Below are 25850 nucleotides of genomic sequence, written 5' to 3' on the forward strand. Positions count from 1 at the left end.
ACGATCACCTTGCCGGCAACGGGAATGGCTACGCCGAGCAGCGGCGCGAACCAGAACTGCTCAAGGGTCTGCTACACGAACTCTCCTCAACTCGACGCGATCTTGGCGGTCGAGCCGATGCGCGACGACTCAATTCGAACGAAACAGCCCCTGCTGCCACCCACGCGGTGAGAGCGGTGGGTCGGCTGAGTCCGTTGGCTAGCGGCGCCTCGGGACATCAGTGGCCCAATTACTGGCCTCCCTATGAGGGATTGCCTTCCTCGAGGGCTAACACCAGCCTGCGGAGCATTCCCACGAGATCAGTAATGCGCGAAAGGCCCTGCGATCTGTTCCAGCCACGAGCCACGAGCGGGGTAGGGCACCCCGCCACCGTGTTGGCGATGGTGAGCGAACCTTCCGACATCTTTGCCGCGGGCATTTGCACGTGTTCCTGGGGGCGCTCCAGCAGATCGTCAGGGACCAGCACCGATGCGGCTACCTACGCGACCGGCAATTCGTCCGGAAACAGCGACCTGGAGCGAACCGACTGCGCACGCAGCACTGCGCACACACGCCGTAGCGCGAAGCTCGTCGCCTCGGGCGACGTCATCGTCAAGCGCCCTCTAGCGCCTCTAGCGCCTCCCCGCGTATCTCAAGCGGCTGCCGTATCCTTATCCACTCCGCGACACCCCGATCATTCCGATAGAGGCCATGAGTAAACCGAGCCTCGTCCCGCTCGGCTGAGGAATTCAACTCGCTCAAAGCTCTGCCGTGTGATCGTCCCCGGCGACGAACACCCGACGTAACGAAACCTCAGGGGCAGAACGCGAGATAGGGCTTGCCCGCGCTGAACGCCGTGCGCAGCTCGGTCTCCCAGGTGATCCGGCCGTCGTCGTGGGCTCAGCTCATCATCCAGAGCGTCGTGGCCGCGCCCGGGTGGAAGTGGCGGGCGCCCAACTGGGAGACCAGGGCCGGGGAGGCGCGTTCGGCGCTCAGGACCACCGTGTTGATCATTCTGGCTGCCCACTGCGTCGCCGCGTGGTTGATCCAGTCGATCGGTTCCAGGGGGATCAGCAGCTTGGCCAGCACCGAGGCGCGGTCGCGGTCGCCGGGGATCACCTGGTAGCTGCCGAAGACCGCTTCCTGGTTGAGGGCGTTCACCCGTTCGTAGCATTTCTCGTCGAGCCAGAACTCCGTCGCCAGGCCGCAGGTCAGCGACAGGAACGGGTCCTGCTGCGCGCCCAGCTTCGGCGCCAGCAACGAGACCGTGGCGCTGCCGACGATCGCCAGGGCGCGGTGGTCGCCCATCGCGACCTCCTGCCAGCGACCCGGGTACTGGGCCTCGACCATCGCCTGGGCGAGTTCCATGCCTTCGTCGAGGTTCATCGATTCCCCTCATCGGTGCCTCAGCGCGCGCAGCGAGTCTCCGGTGAGCCGACAGTGATCACAATCCACCGGACGGTCACAGCCGATCGGCTCACCGAAGTGGACGGTGAAGACTGCCGATGCCGGCGGCTAGCATGTGTCGATGGGGGGTCGCAGCGGTGGGTCCGCGGACGTGCGCCGGCCTCCGGTCGCGCCCGTCTTCTGGCTGACCTTCGCCATCCTCGCGGTGATCTCGTTCGGCTGCGGGCTGATCGGGCTCGAGCAATATCTCAGCCAGAATCCCGATCTCGGCTACAGCGACCACCCACTGGACGTCCTCTACTACGCCCTCCAACTCTTCGTGCTCGGCTCTCCCCCGCTCGACGCCGGCGGCCCGTTCCCGCCGATCCTCGACTTCGCCCGGTTCGCCGCGCCCACCGTCACCGCGTACGCGTTGATCGAAGCCAGTCGCCTGCTCTTCGCCAGCGAGATCCGCAAGCTCAAGGCCCGCACCGCCCGCGGCCATGTGATCGTCGTCGGCGACAACCTCGTCGCGACCACCCTGTCCCGGCGGCTGCGGCAGGCCGGCCACCAGGTGATCATGGTGCCGAGCCGGGCCACGGAGCCCGCGCGGGTCACCGGCGCGGCCCGCGACCCCGACATCCTGCGCGCCGCCAGCGTCGGCCGCGCCCGGGCCGTCTACGCCTGCACCGACGACAGCGCCGCCAACACCGCGATCGCGCTGGCCGCCGCCCGGCTTCGCCGCAACGGCACGACCCTGGCGGTGTACGCGCAGGTCGCCGACCCCGAGGTCTGCGCCGCCCTGCAGGCCCGGCTGCTCAGCGCCCCGCCCCGGCACGGCACCCGCCTCGACTTCTTCAACATCGACGATCTCGCCGCCCGGCACCTGGTGGCCCGCGAGCCCGTCACCGTGCCCGGCGCCCGGCCGCCGACGATCGCGATCCTGGGCGCGACGGCGTTCGGGCGCGCCGTCTTGGTGGAACTCGCCCGGCAGTGGCGCATCCGCGACCCGGCCGCCGCGCCGCTGCCGATCGAGATCATCGACGCCGACGCGACCGCGGCGGTCAACCGCCTCACCGACCGCTACCCGTTCCTGACCAGGATCTGCAAGATCACGCCGCACGACGCCGGCCTCGAACGGCTGCTCGCCAGCCCGTCCGACGACGGCCCGGTGCCCGACCGTGTGTTCATCTGCTACGACGACGAGCAGCAGGCGCTCAAGGCGGCCCTGACCGCCGAGCAGGTCTGGCCCGGCGAGCCCGGCTCGGTGGTCGTCCGGCTGGACCGCCTGGCCAGCCTCCGCGAGGCGTTCGACGGTGGCGACCGGGTGCTCGATGAGCTGTCCGGCACGCTGCGGCTGTTCGGCGTCGTGCACGCCGCCTGCGACCCGGCGCTGATCGGCGACGACCTGGTCGAGCGGCTGGCCCGGGTGATCCACGAGCGCTACGTCCTGGACGTGTCGGGCCGCGGCGGCGACACGCCCGCGCTCGTTCCCTGGGAGGACCTGCCCGACCGGCTCAGGCTGACCAACCGCGCCCAGGCCGAGGACATCGGTCGCAAGCTGCGGGCGATCGGCTGCACGCTCTCGCCGCGCGTCGGTCCCGGGCGGGCGCACACGCTGACCGACGACGAGACCGAGCGGCTGGCGGTCATGGAGCACGAGCGCTGGCGGCGCGACCGGGCCGCGCAGGGCTGGCGGTACGCGGCCGAGCGCGACGACGAGCACCGGCTGCACCCGGCGATGGCGGCCTGGCCGGCGCTGCGCGACGAGATGCGTAACCGCAACCTCGACGAAATCCGCCAGCTCCCGGCTATTCTCGCGGATGCCGGCTTCAGGATCGTCCGGCTCCGGGCGTAGGAGGCCGTATGCCGCGGATCGGTGTCACCGGGCACGTGCGGCTCGCCGATGGGACGGCTGAGCTCGTGTACGCGGCGCTGAGCGCGACCCTGGCGACCCACGACGGCCCGCTGCACGGGGTGACCTGCCTCGCCGACGGCGCCGACCAGCTCTTCGCGCGCGCGGTGGCCGCCCTCGGCGGCACGTTCGAGGTGGTGCTGCCGGCGGCCGACTACCGCACCGTGGTCGACGACCGCGAGAGCTTCGACGACCTGCTGGGCAAGGCGATCCGGGTCGACTACCTGCCGTACGCGCGATCGGACGCGGCCGCCTACTTCGCCGCCAGCGACGAGTTGCTCAACCGGGTCGACCACCTCATCGCGGTCTGGGACGGCGTCGCGTCCGACGTGGTCAGCAGCACCGCCCACGTGGTCCGCACCGCCCGCGACCGGGGGCTCCCGGTGACGGTGATCTGGCCGGCAGGTGCACGGCGCGCCTGAGTTCTGTCCGGTCGCCGACAGGTTTGCCCGTTGTTCATCGAAGTCGGTTCACCATGCGCCATGAACCTCAGTCCACTGGTCATCGCGGTCATCGTGATCGCGGTAGTTGCCGTGCTGGTCCTGATCTGGGCCATCCGCACGTTCAACGTCCTGGTCCGCCAGCGCAACCAGGTCCGGGCTTCCTGGGCGCAGATCGACGTCCAGCTCAAGCGCCGCCACGACCTGGTGCCGAACCTGGTGGAGACCGTCAAGGGGTACGCGGGCCACGAGCGCGGCACGCTCGACGCGGTCGTCGCGGCCCGGGCCGGCGCCATGGCCGCCGGCGGCTCGGTCGACCGGCGCGCCGACGCCGAGAACATGCTGACCCAGACGCTGGGCCGGCTCTTCGCGCTCGCCGAGGCGTACCCGGACCTCAAGGCGAACCAGAACTTCCTCGCGCTGCAGAGCGAACTCGCCAACACCGAGGACAAGATCGCGTACGCCCGGCAGTTCTACAACACGGCCGTGCAGGCGCTGGACAACACCGCCCACTCGTTCCCGAGCCTGTTCGTGGCCGGCGCCACCGGGATCAAGCCGCCGGGCTACTTCCAGGCGTCGGGCGGCGAGCAGGCCCCGGTCCAGGTCCGGTTCTGACCGAGCCATGTCCCTGACCATCGCGATCGCCGTCGCCGTTGCGGCGACGGCGGCCTGGGCCGGGCTCTACGGCCTGATCCTCCTGATCACCCGGTCGTCGCTCCCGACGCCGGCACCGGCCACCATGGACCTCGGCCCCGAGCCGCCCGCCGTGGTGAACCTGCTCGCCAACCGCTGGACCCGCCCCGACGAGGACGCCGCCGAGGCGACCCTGCTGGACCTGGCCGGGCGCCGCTTCTACGAGATCCGGCAGCCGGGGGACGACCCGGTGCACAGCACGATCCACCTGCCGGGCACGCCGCCGTCCGACGCCGCGCTGCTGCCGTTCGAGCAACGGATGCTCGGGCGGATCCGGGCGGCGGCGGTCGGCGGCGTGGTGCCGCTGACCGCGCTGACGTTCCGCGACGCGGGCCAGGCCCGGGGCTGGCGGCGGCGGTTCGACGCCGAGGTGGTCGCCCACGCCCGCCGGCTCGGCCTGTCCCGCCGCCGGATCAGCCCGGCGCAGGTGGCGCTGCTGACGACCACCGCGCTCGTCCCGTCGCTGGCGATCGCCTTCGCCGTCGGGCAGCAGATCGAGCGGCACGCCGCGCCGGAGGACAAGGGCGGCGGCTATGCCGCCATGGTCATGCTGACCATCGTCCTGATGTCGACGTTCGGCCTTCTCTCCGGGCGTTACCGCGGTGACCGGTCGACTCCGGCGGGCCGTGCGGTCGCCGCGCGTTGGCTGGGCGTACGCGACTGGTTGGACGGTCATGACGCGTTCGCGGACCTGCCGCCGGCCGCGGTGATGGTCTGGGACCGCTACCTCGGGTACGGGGCCGCGGTGCACGTGGCACACGCCGCGACCGCCGCGCTCGACCTCGGGATGGGGTCGAGATATCTCGTCTGGTCCTCGTACGGCGGCCACTGGCGCAGGGTCAAGGTGCGCTACCCGCGCGTGCTCGACCGCTACGGCCAGACCACGAAGACGCTGGTCAAGGGCGGGGTGATCCGCCTGGTGATCGGCGCGGTGCTCGCGGGCGTCGCCCGTACCCTGCCGAACGTGGTGCCGACGGAGCTCGGCCCGCTGGACAGCTCGTACAGCGGCGACGACATCTCGACCTTCACCTCGCCCACCCGGCTCATCGCGGCGGCGCTGGCGACGCTGTTCATCGTGTGGGGCCTCTACCGGATCGTCCGCGCGACCGTCGACCACCACACCCCGGTGGAGATCACCGGCGAGGTGCTCTGGATCGAGGTCTGGCGCTCGGCGTCGCAGGGCGAGGACAGCCCGTCGATCCCGTGGCTGCACCATTACGCGGTCGACGACGGCACCGCGGACCGCACGGTGGCGTGGGGCCTGCCGTCGGAGTGGTCGGGCCGCTCGTCCCCCGGCGACGTGGTGCGCTTCTCGGTGCGGCGCTGGAGCCGGCGCGTGGTCGCGCTGACGGTGGTGCGCGAAGGCGGCGGGCGTTCGCTGCACCGCGGTTTCGACACCACGGACAACACCGACAACCTGGTGCTGGAAGCACTGGGGGAACGCAAGCGCGGGGCGGCGCCGGTCGCGATCCGGGACCAGGCGGCGACCGCGGTGCTGTCCGCGGAGGACCTGGCCCGGGCGATCGGCGCCCCGATCAAGGTCCGGGAGATCGGCCCGCTCAACGGGCTGTACGAGACGATGGACGGCAAGCCGGTCGCCATGATCCAGATGCAGCGCGGCACGATGGCGAAGATGTGGTGGGCGGCGGCGAAGCGCGGCACCCCGGTCCCCGGCATCGGCGACGAGGCCTTCATGTCGGAAACAGGCGGCGCGATTCGCAAGGGCGACGCGGTGGTCATCCTGGTCCTCCACCGCGGCGGCCGCGTCGCGGCACCGCACCTCCCGTGGTTGCTCGGCCAGGTCGCGACGCGGCTCTGAGGGTTTACGCGAGTGCGGCGGTGTAGTGCCGTTGGTATTTCGCCAGGATCGGCTCGAGGTCGGACGTGGCACGTGCCTCGAACGCGTCGAAGACGTGCCGGTAGAGGCGGATGTCCGTCGCACTCGTCGAGGTGAGCGAGGTGTTGAAGGTGTCGACGGCGACCGACCTGTCGTCGAAGATCTCGAAGCCGTGCAGCGCCGGGATGACGGGCTCGGCGCCGGCCGGCACGATCCGGATCGACACGTGCGGGAACTGCGCGCGTACCTCGAGCAGGCGGCGGAGCTGGCCGAGCATGTGCTCGGGCGGGCAGAAGGTGTTGTCGAGCGTCGCCTCCATCAGCACGAACTGAACCGACCGCTCGTCGTCGGCGAGAATCTCCTGCCGGGCGATCCGCGCGGCGAGGGCCTCGGTCACCGAGCCGCCGGCGTTGCCGACGTCATCGGGAAGCACGACCTCCTGCATCTGGAACACCGAGAGCAGGGCGCGGGCGTACTCGCCGGTCTGCAATAGCCCATGGATGATCGTCGACTCGAATGCCCGGATCACCTGCACGCCGGCTTCGCGCTCGGCGATCGCGCGTTGGCCGCTGGCGAGCCCGAACGGGTTGGGCGTCCAGTCACTCGGCCGCCGGGCGGCGATCTCGGCGCGGCTCACGAGCTGGTCGACCAGTGCTTCGCTAGCGCCCAGCGCCCGCGCCAGACGGGCGACGTCGTCGAGCCCCGGCTGCAGGGTGCCGGTTTCGATCCGCGACACCTTGGCCTGGCTCATCCCGGCCCGCCGGCCGACGAGGCCACCGCTGAGCCCGCTGGCTCGGCGCAGCCGAGCCAGCACGGCTCCGATGGGCTCGTCAGGATCGATGGAGATGCCGGGTGGGTCGCTCACGGGGCACCTCCTCGCCGATCAGGATCTCATTACAGCGAATGGAACGCCTCCGCGAGAAGAGCGGCGGGAATCCGCACGAGCCCTTCGCCGGCCGGAAGCTCCACTCCACTGTTGTCGGCGGTGGTGTAGCCCTGCACCAGGAGGTCACCGTCCGCGGTGCGATAGATGGTGGGGCAACCGCCGGCGGAGCAGAGGTTGGCCACGACTTCTAACCCCGGGACGCCGCCCGTTGCGGGGGACTCGATCTTCGCGCTCATGGCTGGTGACCTTATGCAGCCGTGTGGCATAGCGTCAACGATCATTAGCCTTGTACGCCGTACGGGGGTTGGTCCTCTTCAGAGGGTTGCGGTCGCTTGCAATCATCGCCACCATTGCGGACAGTACGGGTGGGACGGTGGCCGTTCATTCTCTCGGGTGTGGGTCAATTCGCTGGTGGTGAATGATCATGGATTCTTCCCGCATCGAGGAGGACGCTAGACCTTGAGCGATGTCGCTCCCACAGGTCTGACCCGCCGATCAACCGGGCGCCGTCGCCCGGTGCGGTTGCGGCAGGCGACGGCTGGACCCCGTCACCTACCGCGGCGATCGGCGGGACAGACAACCGGACCGTGACAGCAGCGTGGGTCCCCACCGGCGGTTGGCTGTGGGAAGGCCCGCGGGCATCAGCGGCGGGGGCTCAGCAGTCGACGCGAACTCACGAAGCTAACCCCTGACGACCCGTCACCGCCCGCCGGCAGGCCGCGCCGAAGACACCCCCGACCGCGGCGCCACCGCCCCGCCCGCCAGCGTTCCCGCTGCCGCGAACGCAACCCACCGCGAGCGCCGCCCTACCGCCACCGCGGCCACCGGCGGCGCCCGAAACCGCCGACGCGAGCGCTACCGCCGCTAACCGAAACCGCCGCCGCGAACGCCAGCGCCGCGTTACCGCTCACCGCTGCCGTGAGCGACACCGCTGCCGCTGCCGCAACCCACCGCGGGCCCCGCCCACCGCGGTCGCCGCCGCTCTGGGCATCACCCACATCCAACGGGTCATGACCGACAACGCCCTGGCCTACCGCCGCGGCCGCGCCTGGCACCAAGCCCTGACCGACCTCGGCGCCCAAGCCCGGTTCACCCGCCGCTACCGACCCCAAACCAACGGAAAAGCCGAACGCTTCAACCGCGCCATGTGCGACGAATGGATCTACGCCCGACCCTTCACCACCAACCGAGACCGCGCCGACGCCCTACCTCACACACCTACCACCACCACCGCGGACACACCGGCCAACCACCCATCACCCGCGTCAACAGCGCTCCTGGTGCTTACAGCTAGTGCTGTCGCGAGCGCTACCCATCGCGAGTGCCGCCTCACCGCTACCGCGACCGTCACCAGGACCGCCGCCGCCGCCAACGCCGCCCAGCCGTGAGTGCCGCCGGGCCGCCACCGCTACCGGGACCTCCGCCCACCGCGAGCGCCGCGGCCGGCGTCAGACGGCGAGCGTCGCCACGTCGTAGCGCATGATCTCCGGGTCGCGCGTCACCACGGTCAGGCCCTCGACGATGGCCTGCGCGACCAACATGCGATCGAAGGGGTCTCGGTGGTACGCGGGCAGCCTGCCGGCGAGCGTCGCGTGCGCGCTGGTGATCGGAAGATCCCGAAATCCCATGTCGCATACGCGTTCGGCGGGATCGACAGGACCCTTGAGCTTGCCGAGATTCTGCTTGATGGCGATTTCCCAGATAGTGACCGGGCTGAGGTAGATCTCGGGATCATGCCGGAGCCGGTCGAGCATCTCGTCGCTCAACTCGGGGTCGGCTGCCAGGCCCACAGGACGACATGTGTGTCGAGGAGAACGCTCACGCCGAAAGCCCGAAGTCCGCGGCGATGTCAGCGTTGGTCTCCGGCGAGTCCCAGTCGTCGGCGAAGTCGATCTGCCCGGCAAGCGAGCCCACGGCCGCGCGATCGACCGTGCGGCGCAACGGATGATCTTCGCGACAGGAGTGCCGGCACGATCGATGATGATCTCCTCGCCGCGCTGCACCCGCTCGATGATCCGAGACGGATGCGTCTTCGCGTCGTGCATGTTGAAGTGCTCTGCGGCGTCGGCAGACATGGCGGCCCTCCTTGGCTAAGCCGTTAGCTCACCCGGGCGGTCGACGCGAGGCGGCGCCGGGTGAGAGGACGCCGAAGGCACCTGAGGCCCACCAGGCAATGCCTGGCGGGCCTCTGGCAGCGAACGGTTTGACGGACGATTCAGGCGACCATCGAGCCGACGACCGGCTTGGTCAGCAGGGCCGACTGGTTGCGGGTGATGCCCGGGTCCAGCGTCCGGGCCACGAAGATCGCGTGCCAGATGCAGAAGATCAGGACTGTCCAGACCTTGCGGGAGTTGTCGACCTCGCCCTTCTTGTGCTCGTCGAGCAGGCGCAGCGCGTAGTTCAGGTCGATCAGGTCCCCGGCCGACGAGTTGGCGATGATCCAGCGCGCCCACTCGTACATCTCGCCCGCCAGCCAGACGCGGGTCGGGGTCGGGAAGCCCAGCTTCTTGCGGTTGACGATCGCCGGCGGCACCACGCCCTGGAGTGCCTGGCGCATCGCCCACTTCGTCGCGTCCGAGCGCGGCGGGAGGCGCAGCTCGACCGGGATCCGGGACGCCACGTCGAAGACCTCGCGGTCCAGGAACGGGACGCGGACCTCCAGCGAGTGCGCCATCGAGATGCGGTCGGCCTTGACCAGGATGTCGCCGCGCAGCCAGGTGTACAGGTCGATGTACTGCATCTTCGTGACGTCGTCGAGGTCCGGGACCTCCGCGTAGATCGGCGCCGTCACGTCCGTGTAGCGCACCGACGGGTCGTACCGGCGCAGCAGTGACTGCTTCTCCTCCTCGGTGAACATCCGCGCGTTGCCGTAGTAGCGCTCCTCCAGCGGCGTCGTGCCCCGCTCGAGGAAGCTCTTGCCCTTCACGCCCTGCGGGATGACCTTGGACATCGCCCGCAGGCCCTTCTGCATGCCGTCGGGCAGGCCGTTGACCGCCGACAGCGACAAGGGCTCGCGGTAGATCGTGTAACCACCGAAGAACTCGTCGGCACCCTCACCCGAGAGCACCACGGTCACGTGCTCGGCAGCCTTCTGGGCCACGAAATACAGGGGTACGAGGGCCGGGTCCGCGACCGGGTCGTCGAGGTGCCAGACGATCCGCGGGAGCGCCTCCATCATGTCCTGCGGCCCGATCTTGGTCGGGATCGTGGTCACCTCGAGGTGCCGCGCCGAGTCCTGGGCGACCTCGATCTCCGAGTAGCCCGGCACGTCGTACCCGACGGTGAAGGTCAGGATGTTGGGGTTGAACTGCCGTGCCAGCGCGACCACCGCGGTGCTGTCGATGCCGCTGGAGAGGAACGCGCCGACCGGCACGTCGGAGCGCATGTGCAGGCGCACGCTCTCGCGCAGGGTCTCGCGGATCTCGGTGAACAGGCGCTCCTGGTCGGGGACGGGCGCCGGGTTGAAGACGGGGCGGTACCAGCGGCGGACCTCGACCGGGTAGCCGGGCACCCAGTTGAGGCACTCGCCCGAGCCGATCCGGGAGATGCCCTGGTGCAGGGTGCCGGGCTCGGGCACATATTGCAGCGTCAGGTAGTGCGACAGGTTGGCCGTGTCGACGCCCGCGTCGCCGGCGTGCGCGGCGGGCGCGAAGGGGAGCAGCGCCTTCTTCTCGGAGGCGAGATAGACACCGTCGACGGTCTGGAGATAGAACATCGGCTTGATGCCGAAGTAGTCGCGGGCGCCGAACGCCCGGCGCTCCTGGCGGTCCCAGATCACGAACGAGAACATGCCGCGCAGGCGGGTCAGCACCTTCTCGCCCCAGTAGTGGTAGCCGGCGACGATCACCTCGCCGTCACCCTGGGTGGCGAACGTGGCACCGTAGTCGCGGGCCAGCTCCTCGCGCAGCTCGATGTAGTTGTAGATCTCGCCGTTGAAGGTCAGCAGGTAGCGCCCGCCCGCGTAGGGCAGCGGCTCGTGGCTGAAGGCCACGTCGATGATCGAGAGCCGCTTGTGGGCGAACACCGCGTCCTGCCCGATCACCTCGACGCCGGTCTCGTCGGGGCCCCGGTGGTGAAGGCTTTCCAGCGCTGCGGCGATCGCGTCGCGGTGGGCGCCGGCCGCGCCGTGCGCACTGAAGAAGGCCAGGATTCCGCACATGCCGGCCATCTTTTCACGTGTCGCCGACCGCCCGGCCGCCTCCCATCGGAATCGGGTCGCGTGGCGGGGTAGCGTGTCGTGGAACGCGATCAATGGGGAGGCGGCAGCGGTGATGGGTGACGAGACGACCGAGCCCGTGATGAGCGAGAGCACGGCCAAGGTCGAGGCCCACGATCCGGGCTTCCCGCCGAAGTTCCTCGAGTTCATGCGCTCCGGCTGGGCCGAGGACTCGCTGGCCGTGCAGCCCTCCACGGGGTCGCCCCGCTACGCGCAGCGACGGGCCGCGCTGTCCGAGCAGTTCCCCGGCGAGACGCTGGTGATTCCCACCGGGCGGGAGAAGACCCGGGCCAACGACACCGACTACCCGTTCCGCGCGGGCAGCGACTTCGCGTACCTGACCGGTGATCTCGACCCCGACAGCGTGCTGGTGCTGCACCCGGTCGGCGACGGGCACGATGCGGTGCTGTACACGAAGCCGCGCAACTCCCGCGAAACGGACGACTTCTTCCGCAGCCGCGACGGTGAGCTGTGGGTCGGCCGCCGGGCGACGCTGACCGAGAAGACCTCCGAGCTGGGCGTCGAGACGGCGGTCCTGAGCGACCTGTGGCCGACGCTGGCCGACTGCGCGCCGCGCCGCACGCGGGTGCTGCGGGGCTTCGACCCGGAGGTGGACGCGGCGGTGCTGCCGTGGACCGAACGGGACGAGAAGGACCAGAAGGCACGGGACGGGCGTACGCGGGACCAGGAGCTGGCCACGGCGATCGCCGAGCTGAAGCTGGTCAAGGACCCGTGGGAGATCGAGCAGCTCCAGGACGCGATCGACGCGACGGTTCGCGGCTTCGAGGACGTCGCCCGGGTGCTGCCGGCCGATCGCGGGGTCCGGGAGCGGCTGATCGAGGGCGTCTTCGGCCTGCGGGCCCGCTACGAGGGCAACGACCTGGGCTACAGCTCGATCGTCGGCGCCGGCCGGCACGCCACGATCCTGCACTGGATCCGCAACGACGGCATGACGGTGCCGGGCGAGCTCCTGCTGATGGACATGGGCGTCGAGAACCGCAACCTCTACACCGCGGACGTCACGCGTACGGTCCCGGTCTCGGGCAGGTTCAGCCCGCTGCAGCGCGACGTGTACGACATCGTCCACCGCTCGCAGCAGGCGGGCATCGACTTCATCAAGCCGGGCGTGAAGTTCGAGGACATCCACCTGACCTGCATGCGCGTGCTGGCCGAGGGGCTGGCCGACCTCGGCGTGCTCCCGGTCAGCGTCGACGAGGCGATGGACCCGACCTCCACGATCTACCGCCGCTGGACGCTGCACAGCTTCGGCCACATGCTGGGCATCGACGTCCATGACTGCTCGCAGGCCCGCAAGGAGAACTACCGCGACGGCGTGGTGGCGGAGAACTACGTGCTCACGGTCGAGCCGGGCCTCTACTTCCAGGCCGAGGACGAGCTGGTCCCGGCCGAGCTGCGCGGCATCGGCGTCCGCATCGAGGACGACGTCCTGGTGACGGCCACGGGCACCCGGGTGATGTCCGCGGGCCTGCCGCGCTCGTCGGCGGAGGTCGAGTCCTGGCTGGACGCCCAGCGCGCCGCCGGGCCGCGCATCCCGGGCGCCTGAGCCGCTGACCGACCGGCGGAGAGCGAGCGTCCGTGCGCTCGCCCTCCGTGGGATCGCGTCGGTCGTGAAAGGGGACCCGTCAGCGCAGGAGCGACAGGAAGACCAGCGCGAGGGCCGCTCCGGCCACCAGCACCGCGACCGCGGCCTGCATGAGCGACTTGAGCAGCTCGCCGAACATGGAGATCATGGGCTTGACCGCGGTGCCCATCATGACGACGGCGATCGCGACCATCAGGACCGCGACGAAAGCGGTCTGTTCGTTACTTGCGACGGTGTCAAGGGACGCTAATCTGGACATAGCAGTTCCTCGCTAGGCAAGCAGGCTGCTGATCAAGGGACGCCCTCGGACTCGACCTCCGGGGGCGCCTTGCTGCGCGCGGAGCGCACCAGAGAAGCCCAGGTAATCCTGTCTGGACACGTGGCGGACCTCGTGGATTACGGGTAGCGATCATGCTAAGCTCCGTTAGCTGATGGTTCAGATGAACTCATGAACCTTCATCTGATTCCTCACCGTAACCTTCAGATCACACCTGAAGCAATGAAGCTGGTGGGATATGCACGCGACGCCGGGACGTGCTGAAGCCGCCCGGAGGCTGGCGGCTCGCCTCCTGGAGCTTCGACAGACAGGCCTGTCGAGCGGCGCCGTGCCCCAGACGGAGCTGGCTCGGGCGCTCGGCGTGAAGGCCCCCTCGGTGTCGTCATGGGAGAGCGCGAGCAAGCCGATCGCGCCACCGGTGGTCCGCATCTCGATCTACGCCCAGTTCTTCGCGACCGAGCGGACGTTGGCCGACGGGCGTTACCGGCTGCTGGAGGTCGGCGAGCTCGACCCGGCCGAAGAGACCCGCAGGCTCGAGCTCGAGGCGGAACTGCTGGCGATGCGCGCCGCGAGCCTCGGCGAGACCCTGTCGGACGACGAGCTCTTCGAGGCCGGCCAGTGGAACCCGTGGCGGTTCCCGGACGGGGCCACGGTCACCATCGTCTGTGCCGAGCTGCCGGAGGCCCTGCGGGGCAACACGAAGTACGCCGACCCGGACGACCCCGACTACATCGACCTCTACACCTACGCTGACCCGGGGACGCTGCTGGAGCTGCACGGCCACATCCGGGCCACCAACCCGCGCACGCAGGTGAACATCCGCCTGGCGGACCAGATGCAGCCCGACGACTACGCGACGCACCTGGCGATCCTGGGCGGCGTCGACCTCAACATGGCCACCCGGCTCGTGCTCGCCGCGGTCCGGCTCCCGGTCGAGCAGCGCTCGTTCTACGACGACGACCCGTCGAACGCGGGGTTCGAACTGCACGGCTCCGGCAAGACCCGGCGCTGGACGCCCACGCTCGTCAGCGACCACGGCAAGAAGGTCCTCGTGGAGGACGTCGCCCACTATGTGCGCGGGCCGAACCCGTACAACCACGAGCGCACCTTCACCGTGTGCAACGGCATGTTCGGCCGGGGGACCTATGGCGCCGTGCGCGCGTTGACCGACGCGAACTTCCGTGACCGGAACGCGGCCTTTCTCCAGTCCCGGTTCGACGTGAACCAGCCACACAGCGTCCTCACCCGGGTGCGGATCGCGGGTGGCAAGGTGCTCACGCCCGACTGGACGGCCGACGACGTCGTGCTGCACGAATGGCCGGCGGCCGCCGCGTGAACCGGCGCGCCACCGGGCACCTGCCCGGGCCGCCCGTGCACCACGGGACCCACACGAAGCTGTTGCGGCTGGTGCCCGACGTATCCGGGCTGCCGGCGCGGCCGGTCGACGCGATCATCGTGCCGACCGCGCGCCCGTCCGCCTATCTCCGTTCGGCCATGCAGGTGGCGCACGCGCTCGACAGCCCGCTGTTGGCCCTCTGCAGCAAATACGCGCAGGCGCAGGAGGTCATGGACGAGGCCGTCGCCGCGGGCAAGAACGTGATCGCGGTTGACGTGACGCCGGCGGGTGGCCTCCCGGACATGGCGACCTCGAAGCGGCTCGCGGGCACGCGGTTCGAGCGCAGGACCGACACCAGCTACAAGCGCAACGTCGGCCTCGCGGTCGCGCGCATGTCGGGGTGGCGCAACGTGGTGTTCCTCGACGACGACATCGCGGTCGACGATCCCGATCACCTGCTGGCCGCGTCGGCGCTGCTGGAGACGTTCGACGCGGTGGGCCTCGCGAACCACGGGTTCGCCGACAACTCCGTGGTGTGCCACGCGCGTCGCGCGGTCGGCTACCAGCAGGACAGCTTCGTCGGGGGCGGTGCGATGGCCGTTCCGGCCCACCGTACGAGGTCGTTCTTCCCCAACATCTACAACGAGGACTGGTTCTTCCTGCTGAGCGCGACGAAGCTCAGCACCGTCGGCGTCACCGGACGCGTCGTGCAGAAGCCCTTCGACCCCTACGCCGACCCGCGGCGGGCGCGGTCCGAGGAGTTCGGCGACTGCCTGGCCGAAGGCATCTTCGCCCTGCTCGACCAGGGTCGCCGGGTCCAGGACGCCAACGAGGAGTTCTGGGCGGGCTTCCTGGCGAACCGGCGCGAGCTCGTCGCCGACGTGCTCGCCCGCCTGCCGGAGACCGCGTGCTCCTCGGCGGGCGAGCGGACCCGCATGATCGAGGCCATGACCGCCGCGCAGGGCCGGCAGAAGTGGATCACGCCGGAGCTCTGCACCAGCTATCTCCGGGACTGGACGCTCGACCGGACCCGTTGGCAACGCTTCATCGGCGGGCTGCCCACGCTTCCGACCGCGGAGGCGCTCGGGTTCCTGGGCTTCAAGCCCACGGCCGCCGACGCCTACCGGTCCCGCGGCGTCCCGGCTACAGCTCGTCGATCAGGTCCGCGACCGAGTCGATGATGCGGCTCGGGCGGTAGGGGTAGCGTTCCGCCTCCGCGCGGGTGCTGATGCCCGTCAGCACCAGGATCGTCTCCAGGCCCGCCTCCAGACCGCAGAGGATGTCGGTGTCCATGCGGTCGCCGATCATCGCCGTGCTCTCCGAATGGGCGTTGATCGTGTTGAGCGCCGAGCGCATCATCATCGGGTTCGGCTTGCCCACGAAGTAGGGCGTGACGCCCGTCGCCTTCTCGATCATCGCGGCCACCGAGCCCGCCGCCGGGAGGGCGCCCTCGGTCGACGGGCCCGTCGGGTCCGGGTTGGTGCAGATGAAGCGGGCGCCGTCGTTGATCAGGCGGACGGCCTTCGTGATGGCCTCGAACGAGTAGGTCCGCGTCTCGCCCAGGACCACGTAGTCGGGCGCGTAGTCCGAGAGCACGTAGCCCACCGCGTGCATCGCCGTGGTCAGGCCGGCCTCACCGATCACGTACGCGGAGCCGCCGGGGCGCTGGTCGGAGAGGAACTGGGCCGTGGCCAGCGCCGCGGTCCAGATCGACTCCTCCGGCACGTGCAGGTCCATCCGGGCGAGCCGGGCCTGCAGGTCGCGTGGCGTGTAGATCGAGTTGTTGGTCAGCACCAGGAACGGCTTGCCGCTCGCGCGCATCGTGCGGACGAAGTCCGGCGCACCGGGCACCGGCTGGCCCTCGTGGATGAGCACGCCGTCCATGTCGGTCAGCCAGCTCTCGATCGCCTTGCGGTCGCTCATGATGACGGTCTCCTGGCCGGTGGCGTGCAGCAGTCGACGGGGCACGTGTCCCAGGCGGGGAGCGTACCCAGGCGTTGTTTCGAGTCGGCGCCGTCCATCCGCTCCTGGACGAGATCGCGCACCATCGCGACGAAGCGCGGGTCGGTGCCGGGGGTCGCCGCGCGTACGAAGTCGAGGTTGCGGCTCTTCGCCGTCGCGGCCGCCTCGTTGTCGAGGTCCCAGATCACCTCGAGGTGGTCGGAGACGAAGCCGATCGGGCTGACCACCACACCGGTCACGCCGGTGTCGGCGAGCGCGGCCAGGTGGTCGTTGACGTCGGGCTCCAGCCACGGCACCTGCGGCGGCCCGGAGCGGCTCTGCCAGACCAGGTCCCACGGCAGGTCGGGCGCCGCCGCCGCGGCGACCAGGGCGGCCGTCTCGCGGAGCTGGGCGACGTAGCGGCCCGGGGGAGCGACGGGCGGCGGGCCCGCGGTCGTGGCCATCGACGTCGGGATCGAGTGGGCGGTGAACACCAGCCGGGTCGTCGACCGGCGGGCCGGGTCGAGCGTGTCGAGGGCCGTCCGGACCGCGTCGGCGTGGGGCTCGACGAAGCCCGGGTGGTCGGCGAAGTGCCGCAGCTTCTCGATCACGGGGGCGCCTTCGCCGACGGTGGCGCGGGCCTTCGTGATGTCCTCGAGGTACTGCCGGCACGACGAGTAGCCGCCGTACGCGCTGGTCACGAACGCCAGGGCGCGGCGCACGCCGTCGGCCTTCATCGTGGCCACCGTGTCGGCCAGCATCGGATCCCAGTTGCGATTGCCCCAGTAAACCGGGAGGGACAGCCCGTTGGCGGCGAAATCGGCACGGATCGCCGCCAGCAGGTCGCGGCACTGCTGGTTGATCGGCGACACGCCGCCGAAGTGGTTGTAGTGCTCGGCGACCTCGGCGAGGCGTTCCGGCGGGACGCCCCGGCCCCGGGTGACGTTCTCCAGGAACGGAATCACGTCTTCCGGGGCTTCGGGGCCACCGAATGAAACCAGGACCAATGCGTCGTACGGCATCAGACGATTGTGCCCTGTGCGATCAGATCGACGCGGCCTCGGCTCCCAGTGCGTGATATCCGCCATCGACGTGGATGATCTCGCCGGTGGTCGCCGGGAACCAGTCGGAGACGAGCGCGAGCACGGCCCGCGCCGCCGGCTCCTGGTCCTGCAGGTCCCAACCGAGCGGCGCCCGCCGGGTCCACGCGTCCTCGAACTGCTCGAAGCCCGGGATCGACTTGGCGGCCATCGTGCGCAGCGGGCCGGCCGAGACCAGGTTGCTGCGGATGCCCTGCTTGCCGAGGTGCAGCGCCAGATATCGCGACGCCGACTCGAGGCCCGCCTTGGCGACGCCCATCCAGTCGTAGACCGGCCACGCCTTGGTCGCGTCGAAGGTGAGCCCGACGACCGACGAGCCGCGCCGCATCAGCGGCAGGGCCGCCATGGCCAGGGACTTGTAGGAGTACGTGGACACGTGCAGCGCGGTCGCCACGTCGTCCCAGGTGGTCTCGAGGAAGTTGCCGCCGAGCGCGCTGGCGGGCGCGAAGCCGATCGAGTGCACCAGGCCGTCGATGCCGTCCATGTGCTTGCCGACCTTCTCGGCCAGCGTCTCGAGGTGCTCCTGGTTGGTCACGTCGAGCTCGATCACCGGCGCCTCGGCGGGCAGCCGCTTGGCGATCCGCTCGACCAGCGACATGCGGCCGAAGCCGGTCAGCACGACGGTCGCGCCGTTCTCCTGGGCCAGCTTCGCGACCGAGAACGCGATCGACTGGTCGGTGATCACGCCGGTGACCAGGAGTCGCTTGCCCTCCAGCAGTCCTGCCACGGTGCACGCCTTTCTAGGTTGTGGGAACGCTCAGTGACCCATGCCGAGGCCGCCGTCGACCGGGATCACGGCGCCGGAGATGTAGCCGGCCTGGTCGCTGGCGAGGAAGGTGACCGCGGCGGCGATCTCGTCGGCCGAGGCGAACCGCCCGGCCGGGATCGACTCGACGTATTTCTTCTTCAGGTCGTCCGGCAGGTTCTCGGTCATGTCGGTGGTGACGTAACCGGGCGCGACCACGTTGGCCGTGATGTTGCGGGTGCCCAGCTCACGGGTGATCGACCGGGCCATGCCGACCAGCCCGGCCTTGCTGGCCGCGTAGTTGACCTGGCCCGGGTTGCCGGACAGGCCGACGACCGACGAAATGAAGATCATGCGACCCCAGCGGGCGCGCAGCATCGTCTTGGACGCGCGCTTGGCCAGCCGGAAGGCGCCGCTCAGGTTGGTGTCGACGACGCTGGTGAACTGCTCCTCGGTCATCCGCAGCAGCAGGGTGTCGGCGTTCATGCCGGCGTTGGCGACCAGCACCTCGACCGGGCCGAGCTCCTGCTCGACCTGGCTGAAGGCGGCGTCGACGGCGTCGGCGTCGGTGATGTCGCATTTGACGCCGAGGGTTCCTTCGGGCGCCCCGGTGCCACGGTGCGTGACCGCCACCTTGTCGCCCTGCGCGGCGAACGCCAGCGCGATCGCCTTGCCGATGCCCCGGTTGCCGCCCGTCACGAGCACCGTGCGCGCCATTTCGTCGTCTCCCCACTGCCAGGTGCGTCTCATGCGGGACATTACGGCCTACCCGGGGGTACGGCTAATTCGCCTCGCCCGGGTGGCCATCCTCATACCCGGGTATGACATCCGGGATGGCTCTCCAGCGGCACGCGGGGTGTCGTACCCCGCGCGTAGCCTCCGGATGGTGAACGAGAGCGTCGTCGCCACCAGCCTGCGGGAGCTGCGCCGGGTGCTGATCGGCCGGGATTTCCCGCCGGAGCCCGGCCGGCGTCTGCGCGGCCCGCGCCTGGAGCGGTGGTGGCTGCGCTGGCGCTCGCTGGTCGTGCCCCTGCTGCTGCTCGGCGTGCTCGGGCTCGGCGCCGCGGCGGCGAAATACCTCGAAGACAACCGCGGCACGACCGCCGCGGTCGCCGCGATCGTCGGCTACGCGACGACGCTGCCGGTGCTGTTCGCCTTCCACCGGCCCCTGCTGGCCTGGCGGCTCGCGTACGGGATGCTGTTCGTGGGTGTGCTGGACGCCCTGCCCACGGAGTCGTGGCCATGGAACCCGGTGCAGATCGTCTTCTTCCTGATCATCCTGCTGTCGCTGGCCCTGCGTGCCGACACCGGCGTGGCGGCCTGGGCCGGCGGGCTCACGCTGATCCCGGTGTTCCTGCTCGTCAACACCGCCAACGCGTGGGGCGTCTCGATCCTGTTCCTGCTCATGCTGATCCTCGGCAACCAGGTGCACCGCTGGCGGCTCAACCAGCGGCGGCTCAGCGAGCGGCTGGCCGAGCAGGAGGAGCTGTCCGAGCTGGAGAAGGCCCGTCGCGCGGTGCTCGAGGAACGCACCCGGATCGCCCGCGAGATGCACGACGTGGTCGCCCACCACATGTCGATGATCGCCGTGCAGGCCGAGACGGCGCCGTTCCGACTACCCGAGATCGACGACCCCGTGCGCCAGGAGTTCGCGTCGATCGCGGGCTCGGCCCGGGCGGCGATGGTCGACATGCGCCGCCTGCTCGGCGTGCTGCGCAGCGAAGGGCCCGCGCTGACCGCGCCCCAGCCCGGGCTGGCCGAGGTCGCCGAGCTCGTCGAGGCAACCCAGCGGGCCGGTGTCCGGGTCAGCCTGCACGGCACCGTCCCCGAGGCGACGGGGCCGGTCGCGCTCGCGGCCTACCGGATCGTGCAGGAGGCGCTGGCCAACGCCGCCCGGCACGCGCCGGGCGCCATGGTGCGGGTCGCGGTGACCGGCGACGCCACCGCGGTGGCGGTGCGGGTGGAAAACGACGCGCCGGCCGACGACACCGCCCCGACCGGCGACGGCGAGGGGCACGGGATCGCGGGCATGCGCGAGCGGGTCACGCTGCTCGGCGGCACCTTCGAGGCGGGCCCTACGGTGTTCGGAGGGTTCGCGGTCGCGGCGACGCTGCCGGCCACGAGCGTCGACCCGATCCCGGAGGGGCAGGCGGTGTGATCAAGGTCCTGATCGCGGACGACCAGGCGATGGTCCGCGAGGGCTTCGGCGCGCTGCTCGCGGCACAGCACGACATGCTCGTGGTCGGCGCGGCCGCCGACGGGGCGCAGGCGGTCACGGAGGCCCGCCGGCTCGACCCCGACGTGGTGCTGATGGACATCCGGATGCCGGTGCTCGACGGCCTGGGCGCCACCCGGCAGCTGCTCGACGGCCGCCCGGCGGGCAGCCCGCCGCGGGTGCTGGTGCTGACCACGTTCGACCTCGACGACTACGTCTACGAGGCGCTGCGGGCGGGCGCGAGCGGCTTCCTGCTCAAGGACGCGCCGGCCGCCGACCTCGTGCACGCGGTGCGCGTCGTGGCCGGCGGCGAGGCGCTGCTCGCGCCGTCGGTGACCCGGCGGCTGATCGAGGAGTTCGCCGCCCGCCCGGGCCCGGCCCGGCCACGCCCGACCGCGTTGGCCGCGCTGACGCCCCGGGAGACCGAGGTGCTGCGGCTGATCGCCCGCGGCCGCTCCAACCAGGAGATCGCGGCGGAGCTGGTGGTCGCCGAGCAGACCGTGAAGACCCACGTGGGCCGGATCCTGGCCAAACTCGCGCTGCGCGACCGCGCGCAGGCCGTGGTGCTGGCGTACGAGACGGGTCTGGTCGCCGCGGGGGAGTAGCCCCGGTCAGCCTCAGGTAGCACGGGCAAGACCACGCTGCGGTACGACGATTCGGCACCGTCCACACCGGCATCGTGCGGCACATGATGCGACGGACACTTCTCCTCGGCGGCGTCGCCGCGACGTTCGGTGTCGGCCTGCTGGTGCCGGGGCCGGCTCCGGCGGTCGCCGCGCCCGCGGCGGGCCCGACCCCGGTTCTGGCCTACCAGGCGACGGCGGCGGCGATGCGTGCGACGGGCGGGGCGTACGCGGGTTGGACGGGCCGGCACTTCCTCACCTTCGACCCCCGCGGCGACGGCACGGCGGTGGAGGTGGTCGGGGACCTCACGACCGCGGACCGGATCGCGGTCATCGTGCCCGGGGTCGACAACACGCTGGCGAACTTCACGACCGGTCTGGGCGGCGTGCCCCGCCGGGCGCCGGCGACGCAGGCGCGATCGTTGGCGGCGGCCGCCGACCCGGCCGTGCGGACCGCGGTCGTGGCCTGGCTGGGCTACGACCCCCCGGAGGGGGTCGGGCTGGAGGCGGCCCGCGAGGTCCGGGCGCGGGCCGGCGCCCGCGACCTCGCCCTGTTCGCGCGGTGGCTCGCGGACCGGCGGCCGGACGCCCGGATCACGCTGATCGGGCACAGCTACGGCGCGGTCGTCGTGGGCCTGGCCGCACCGTCGTTGCCGCCGCAGGTGACCGCGCTGATCGCGCTGGGCGCCCCGGGCATGGGCGCCGACGACGTGGCCGACCTGCGCACCGGGGCGAGGGTCTACGCGGCGCTGGCACCGACCGACTGGGTCCGGCGCATCCCGCAGGTGCGGCTGCTCGGGTTGGGCCTGGGCACACGCCCGGCGGACAGCTCGTTCGGCGCGACGGCCCTGCCGACGACGGGCGTCGAGGGCCATGATTTCTACCTCTCACCGGGCACGGCCTCGTTGGCCGCGGTCGCCGCGGTGGTGACCCGATGAGGGGGCGGGGGCACCTGCGCGCGGTGGGGGCGGGCCCGGCTTCGCTCGGCGGCAGGCCGACGGCGCCGCCGCCGCGGGACACCGGCATCGACGCGGTCCGGGCCATCGCGATTGCCGGGGTGGTCGTCGGCCACTGGCTGGTCACGGCGCTCGTCATCGAGGACGACGGGGCGCTGGGGGTCCTGAGCCCACTGGCGGCGCTGCCCGCCTTCCAGCCGGTGAGCTGGCTGCTGCAGACACTCGGGCTGTTCTTCCTCGCAGGCGGCTACGCGGCGGCAGCTTCGGCAGCCCGCCGCCGCACCACGGCGTCGGAAGTCGGTCATCGATCGCCGGCATCGGACGGCGGGCGTCTGTCTGCGGTGTCTGCGGTCGGGCGTCGGGCTGCGGCCTTTAACGGCGGGCGGCGGTCGGCAGCATCGGACGGTGGGCGTCGGGCGGCGGTCTTGGAGGCCGGGCGTCGGTCTGCGGCGTCGGAGGTCGGGAATCGGTTCGCGGTCCTGGACGTCACGACAGCGGCCCATTTACCCGCCTCCCGAACCTGGAGCGCCCCCGCGTCGGCCGGCCGCGCCCGCGGTTGGTGGCGTCGGGTGCGACTGCCGCGGCGCGTTCGGGCCTTGGCTGGCCCCGTAGGCGCGCTGCTCGGCCTGCTCGCCCTCGCGCTGGCGGCTGGCGCCCTGGCCGGCGTACCCGAGGAAACCTTGCGTACCGCCGGCAAACTCGTGATAAGTCCACTGTGGTTCCTGTTGCCGTTCCTCGTCCTGACCGCCGTCGTCAAGCCCATCGCCCGCACGGTCGACCGGTTCGGTCCCGCACCGCTGGCTGTCGCGGCCGCAACCGTCGTGCTCGCGGCCGACCTCGGCTACGGCTGGCTGCCCACCACCCTCTTCGCCGCCTGGGCCGTGCCGTTCGTGCTCGGCGTCGCCCTCGCCCAAGGCAGGCTCCGCGGCCGGAAAACCGGCTGGGCCCTCCTCACCGCCGGCGCCGCCGCCGTGGTCGTGCTGGTCTTCGTCGCCGGCTACCCGGCCAGCGCCGTCGGCGTCCCCGGCGCCGGACGCTCCAACCTGGACCCGCCCTCACTGGCCGCCGTAGCACTAGCCGTCGCCCAGGCCGGCGCGGTGCTCCTGCTCCTCCCACGCCTGCGCCGCCTCGGCACCCGCCGCCCCGTGCGCGCGGTCAACGACGCCGCGCTGCCGATCTACCTGTGGCACCAGGCGACCATGATCTCCGTCACGGTCGCGGGAGCATGGCTCGCCGGGCACCTGCCGGGCCTGTTGACGGCGCCCGACGGCTACGCCTGGGCCGCCGCCCGGCTGGCCTGGCTTCCCGTGTTCGCCGCCGCGCTCCTGCTGGTCGTCCGCGTCGCCTCGAGGCGTCCGATGCCCGGCCGGCCGGCCCGACCAATTCGGACGGTCGCTGACCAACCTTCCGGCCAATGTCACGTCGACGCCGGGCGGGGGATAGAATCAGCGACGGTTCGTGTGCCCGGCCGACGTCTGGAGGTGATCGCCGTGCGAGACAGCGATCCTCCGAGTCGCAGCCGGGCCGCCGTCCGGTCCCGCTGACTCAGCCGCGACCCGACGACAGCCAGAATTCGCCTGCCGGCAGCCGCCGCGCCGTGTCCCCGTACGACCGGGGCCGGCCCCGGTGCGCCGCCGTCCGGCTGCGACTCTCCTCCGCCGCGATTCCGCAACCCCAGAAGTCCCACCGTCGCATCGGAGTGTCGTGATGAACCGTCGTTACGTGGCCCCGCTGGGCTTCACCCTGGCCGCCCTCTGGGTCTTCGTCATCGCCATGCTGGTCAACAACACCAACTGACCAGGCCCGTCAGGGCAGGCGCGACGACCAGACCAGGCTGAGGCCCGCGGCCAGCAGACCGAAGAGCAGCGCGAACCCCGCGTACCAGTGGGTGACCTCGCGCGGCTCGACCCGGTGGCCGATCGAGCTGCCCATGTCCTCGTAGACCCGCTTCAGCTCCGACGCCGTCGCCGCCTCGTAGAAGAAGCCGCTCGTCGTCTCCGCGAGCTGTGCCAGCGACAACCGGTCGACCGGCACCCGCTGGAGCTGGCCGCCGATGTCGACCGTGCCGTTGTCGGTGCCGAACGCGATCGTCGACACCGGCACGTTGGCGGCCTGCGCGGCGCTCGCCGCCTCCTCCATCGGCCGCCCGGCCGTGCGGAAGCCGTCGGAGAGCAGCACGATCCGGGCCGGCGGGATGCCTTCCGCGCCGTCGGCCGGGACCGAGCGGATCGCCTCCAGAGACGTGAACACGGCCTCGCCCGTCGCGGTCGCCTCCGCGAGCGTCAGCCCGTCGATCGCCGAGGTGACCGCCGAGCGGTCCTTGGTCGGCGGCACGAGCACGTTGGCCGACTTCGCGAACGAGACCAGACCCAGGTTGTAGGTCGGCGGCAGCTCCTGCACGAACTGCTTCGCCGCCACCTGCGCCGCCTCCAGGCGGGTCGGCGCGACGTCGCTGGCCTCCATCGACAGCGACACGTCGATGGCGAGCATGATGGTGGCCCGCTCGAGCGGCAGCTCGCGGTCGATCGACGGCCGGGCCATCGCCAGTGCCAGGCCGAGCAGGCTGAGCAGCAGCGCCCCCGCCGAGACGTGCTTGCGCCAGCCCATGCCGCGCGGCGCCAGCGTCTTGAGCAGGTCGACGTTGGTGAACCGGATCGCGTAGTCGCGCCGGCGCAACTGCCGCCAGACGTAGGCGGCGGCCACGAGCACCACCGGCACGACGGCCAGCAGCCACCACGGTTGCAGGAAACGGATCATCGTGTCGTACCCCGGGTGCGTGCGTGTCGCTGTGCGGCGACGAACCTGACGATGTCGAGGAGCCAGTCGGAGTCGGTGCGCAGCCGCAGGTGCTGGGCCCCGGCGGCGCGCAGCGCGTAGGCGATCGCGGACCGCTGTGCGGCGGCGCCGGCCGCGTACCGGGCGCGCAGCTTCGCGTCGCCCGTGTAGACCTCGTGCAGCGCGCCCGTCTCCGGGTCGGCGAGCACGAGCACGCCGACGTCGGGCAGTTCCAGCTCACGCGGGTCGACGACCTCGATCGCGAGCACGTCGTGCCGGACCGCCAGCTTGCGCAGCGGCCGGCCCCAGTCGTCCGGCGGAGCCAGAAAATCGGAGATCACCACGGCCAGACCCCGGCGGCGCGGTGGGCGGTTGAGCATGTCGACGAGGGCACCCAGGTCGGTTCTTCCCGGTTTGATGGGGGTACGCGCGACCGCGCGCAACAAACCCTGGGCCTCCTTGCGCCCGGGCCGGGCCGGCAGCCGCACGGTGCTGCCGCCGCCGGTGCCGACCACGGCGCCGATCCGGTTGCCGCCCCGCACCGAAAGATGGGTGACGGCGGCCGCCGCCGCGACGGCCAGGTCGCTCTTGAGCATCCGCGCGGTGCCGAACGACAGGCTGGCCGACAGGTCGATGGCCAGCCAGGTCTCCAGCTCGCGGTCGGCCACGGTCTGCCGGGTGTGCGGCACGGTCGTGCGGGCGGTGACCGGCCAGTCCATCCGCCGCACGTCGTCGCCGGGGCGGTATTCGCGCGACTCCCCGGGCTCGGTGCCCGGCCCCGGCAGCAGCCCGATGTAGTCACCCTGGAGCAGCCCGTCGAGCTTGCGGGTGATCAGCAGCTGGAGCCGCGACAGCACCTGCTCGGCCCGCGCGGTCGCCACCCCGCCGGCCGCGCCGTGGGTGCCGGCGGTGTCCGCCATCCGGTCG

At 71.3% G+C, this 25850-nt stretch carries 22 protein-coding genes and 3 pseudogenes; 12 read left to right on the forward strand and 13 right to left on the reverse strand.

All coding sequences use genetic code 11. The annotated features are described in order from the left end of the window. Positions 1–879: 879 nt before the first annotated feature. Positions 880–1365 carry a hypothetical protein gene (locus tag Asi02nite_RS09270; protein WP_203711783.1) on the reverse strand — a complete coding sequence of 162 codons (486 nt, stop codon included), beginning with the start codon at positions 1363–1365 and terminating at the stop codon, positions 880–882. A gap of 142 nt (positions 1366–1507) precedes the next feature. Between Asi02nite_RS09270 and Asi02nite_RS09275 the strand changes: the two genes are divergently transcribed. From Asi02nite_RS09275 to Asi02nite_RS09290, 4 genes are read left to right on the forward strand one after another with little or no spacing between them, the layout of a single operon-like run. Then, positions 1508–3223 (forward strand): RyR domain-containing protein, encoded by a 1716-nt coding sequence (locus tag Asi02nite_RS09275; RefSeq protein ID WP_203711784.1) that lies wholly within the window; start codon positions 1508–1510, stop codon positions 3221–3223. A gap of 8 nt (positions 3224–3231) precedes the next feature. Then, positions 3232–3702, forward strand: a complete 471-nt coding sequence (locus Asi02nite_RS09280; protein ID WP_203711785.1) for a hypothetical protein — start codon at positions 3232–3234, stop codon at positions 3700–3702. 60 nt (positions 3703–3762) lie between these two features. Continuing rightward, positions 3763–4335: a LemA family protein gene (locus Asi02nite_RS09285; protein WP_203711786.1), complete on the forward strand. Its 573-nt coding sequence runs from the start codon at positions 3763–3765 to the stop codon at positions 4333–4335. A 7-nt stretch (positions 4336–4342) separates the two neighbouring features. Further along, the gene (locus Asi02nite_RS09290; protein ID WP_203711787.1) at positions 4343–6232 is read left to right on the forward strand and encodes a DUF2207 family protein; all 1890 of its coding nucleotides are present in this window, start codon (positions 4343–4345) and stop codon (positions 6230–6232) included. 4 nt (positions 6233–6236) lie between these two features. Here the strand turns inward: Asi02nite_RS09290 and Asi02nite_RS09295 are convergent, their stop codons facing one another. Both Asi02nite_RS09295 and Asi02nite_RS09300 read right to left on the reverse strand, forming a co-directional pair. Next, the gene (locus tag Asi02nite_RS09295) at positions 6237–7115 is read right to left on the reverse strand and encodes a helix-turn-helix domain-containing protein (RefSeq protein ID WP_203711788.1); all 879 of its coding nucleotides are present in this window, start codon (positions 7113–7115) and stop codon (positions 6237–6239) included. 29 nt (positions 7116–7144) lie between these two features. Further along, a complete protein-coding gene (locus tag Asi02nite_RS09300; protein WP_203711974.1) occupies positions 7145–7372 on the reverse strand; it encodes a hypothetical protein in 228 nt (75 codons plus the stop codon). Positions 7373–8122: 750 nt separating this feature from the next. Between Asi02nite_RS09300 and Asi02nite_RS09305 the strand changes: the two are divergent. After that, a pseudogene (locus Asi02nite_RS09305) lies at positions 8123–8430 on the forward strand (integrase core domain-containing protein); the annotation flags it as partial. Between the two features lie 154 nt (positions 8431–8584). Here Asi02nite_RS09305 and Asi02nite_RS09310 read toward each other — a convergent pair. The 3 genes and pseudogenes from Asi02nite_RS09310 to asnB form a co-directional block, all read right to left on the reverse strand. Further along, positions 8585–8958: pseudogene (locus Asi02nite_RS09310) on the reverse strand (type II toxin-antitoxin system VapC family toxin). Then, positions 8955–9211: pseudogene (locus Asi02nite_RS09315) on the reverse strand (type II toxin-antitoxin system Phd/YefM family antitoxin). Before Asi02nite_RS09315 ends, Asi02nite_RS09310 begins: the two co-directional pseudogenes overlap by 4 nt. 140 nt (positions 9212–9351) lie before the next feature. Further along, the gene (gene asnB, locus Asi02nite_RS09320; RefSeq protein WP_203711789.1) at positions 9352–11295 is read right to left on the reverse strand and encodes an asparagine synthase (glutamine-hydrolyzing); all 1944 of its coding nucleotides are present in this window, start codon (positions 11293–11295) and stop codon (positions 9352–9354) included. A gap of 112 nt (positions 11296–11407) precedes the next feature. Between asnB and Asi02nite_RS09325 the strand changes: the two genes are divergently transcribed. Continuing rightward, positions 11408–12916 carry an aminopeptidase P family protein gene (locus Asi02nite_RS09325; RefSeq protein WP_203711790.1) on the forward strand — a complete coding sequence of 503 codons (1509 nt, stop codon included), beginning with the start codon at positions 11408–11410 and terminating at the stop codon, positions 12914–12916. A 79-nt stretch (positions 12917–12995) separates the two neighbouring features. Here the strand turns inward: Asi02nite_RS09325 and Asi02nite_RS09330 are convergent, their stop codons facing one another. Then, the gene (locus Asi02nite_RS09330) at positions 12996–13148 is read right to left on the reverse strand and encodes a hypothetical protein (RefSeq protein ID WP_203711791.1); all 153 of its coding nucleotides are present in this window, start codon (positions 13146–13148) and stop codon (positions 12996–12998) included. Between the two features lie 412 nt (positions 13149–13560). Between Asi02nite_RS09330 and Asi02nite_RS09335 the strand changes: the two genes are divergently transcribed. Together Asi02nite_RS09335 and Asi02nite_RS09340 are read left to right on the forward strand one after the other, a co-directional pair. Continuing rightward, on the forward strand, positions 13561–14568 hold the full coding sequence (locus Asi02nite_RS09335) for a helix-turn-helix domain-containing protein (RefSeq protein ID WP_203711792.1): 1008 nt from the start codon (positions 13561–13563) through the stop codon (positions 14566–14568). After that, positions 14565–15749: a hypothetical protein gene (locus Asi02nite_RS09340; protein ID WP_203711793.1), complete on the forward strand. Its 1185-nt coding sequence runs from the start codon at positions 14565–14567 to the stop codon at positions 15747–15749. Before Asi02nite_RS09335 ends, Asi02nite_RS09340 begins: the two co-directional genes overlap by 4 nt. Here Asi02nite_RS09340 and Asi02nite_RS09345 read toward each other — a convergent pair. Genes Asi02nite_RS09345 through Asi02nite_RS09360 form a run of 4 tightly spaced genes read right to left on the reverse strand, consistent with a single transcriptional unit; the run spans position 15712 to position 19071 of the window. Then, positions 15712–16491 (reverse strand): HAD-IIA family hydrolase, encoded by a 780-nt coding sequence (locus tag Asi02nite_RS09345; RefSeq protein WP_203711794.1) that lies wholly within the window; start codon positions 16489–16491, stop codon positions 15712–15714. The two genes, Asi02nite_RS09340 and Asi02nite_RS09345, sit on opposite strands and share 38 nt — an antisense overlap. Then, positions 16488–17531: a ferrochelatase gene (locus Asi02nite_RS09350; RefSeq protein ID WP_203711795.1), complete on the reverse strand. Its 1044-nt coding sequence runs from the start codon at positions 17529–17531 to the stop codon at positions 16488–16490. Before Asi02nite_RS09350 ends, Asi02nite_RS09345 begins: the two co-directional genes overlap by 4 nt. A gap of 22 nt (positions 17532–17553) precedes the next feature. Then, on the reverse strand, positions 17554–18336 hold the full coding sequence (gene fabI / locus Asi02nite_RS09355) for an enoyl-ACP reductase FabI (RefSeq protein ID WP_203711796.1): 783 nt from the start codon (positions 18334–18336) through the stop codon (positions 17554–17556). Positions 18337–18366: 30 nt separating this feature from the next. Then, positions 18367–19071 (reverse strand): beta-ketoacyl-ACP reductase, encoded by a 705-nt coding sequence (locus Asi02nite_RS09360; RefSeq protein ID WP_203711956.1) that lies wholly within the window; start codon positions 19069–19071, stop codon positions 18367–18369. Between the two features lie 169 nt (positions 19072–19240). On the opposite strand from Asi02nite_RS09360, the gene Asi02nite_RS09365 reads away from it, so the two are divergent. The 4 genes from Asi02nite_RS09365 to Asi02nite_RS09380 all read left to right on the forward strand — a co-directional run bounded on the left by Asi02nite_RS09365 (position 19241) and on the right by Asi02nite_RS09380 (position 23692). Next, complete coding sequence (locus Asi02nite_RS09365) at positions 19241–20512, forward strand: sensor histidine kinase (protein WP_203711797.1); 1272 nt, start codon at positions 19241–19243, stop codon at positions 20510–20512. After that, a complete protein-coding gene (locus Asi02nite_RS09370) occupies positions 20509–21174 on the forward strand; it encodes a response regulator (RefSeq protein ID WP_203711798.1) in 666 nt (221 codons plus the stop codon). The genes Asi02nite_RS09365 and Asi02nite_RS09370 overlap by 4 nt, the downstream gene beginning before the upstream one ends. Before the next feature lie 83 nt (positions 21175–21257). Next, entirely contained in the window at positions 21258–22130 is an 873-nt protein-coding gene (locus Asi02nite_RS09375) for an alpha/beta hydrolase (RefSeq protein ID WP_239126594.1), read from the forward strand. Between the two features lie 614 nt (positions 22131–22744). Next, positions 22745–23692 carry an acyltransferase family protein gene (locus tag Asi02nite_RS09380; RefSeq protein ID WP_203711799.1) on the forward strand — a complete coding sequence of 316 codons (948 nt, stop codon included), beginning with the start codon at positions 22745–22747 and terminating at the stop codon, positions 23690–23692. 262 nt (positions 23693–23954) lie between these two features. Here Asi02nite_RS09380 and Asi02nite_RS09385 read toward each other — a convergent pair whose 3' ends face one another. Together Asi02nite_RS09385 and Asi02nite_RS09390 are read right to left on the reverse strand one after the other, a co-directional pair. Then, a complete protein-coding gene (locus tag Asi02nite_RS09385; protein ID WP_203711800.1) occupies positions 23955–24905 on the reverse strand; it encodes a VWA domain-containing protein in 951 nt (316 codons plus the stop codon). Then, on the reverse strand, positions 24902–25843 hold the full coding sequence (locus Asi02nite_RS09390) for a DUF58 domain-containing protein (RefSeq protein ID WP_203711958.1): 942 nt from the start codon (positions 25841–25843) through the stop codon (positions 24902–24904). Before Asi02nite_RS09390 ends, Asi02nite_RS09385 begins: the two co-directional genes overlap by 4 nt. Positions 25844–25850 lie beyond the last annotated feature (7 nt).

This window comes from Asanoa siamensis (assembly GCF_016862555.1).
Taxonomy (GTDB): Bacteria; Actinomycetota; Actinomycetes; order Mycobacteriales; family Micromonosporaceae; genus Asanoa; species Asanoa siamensis.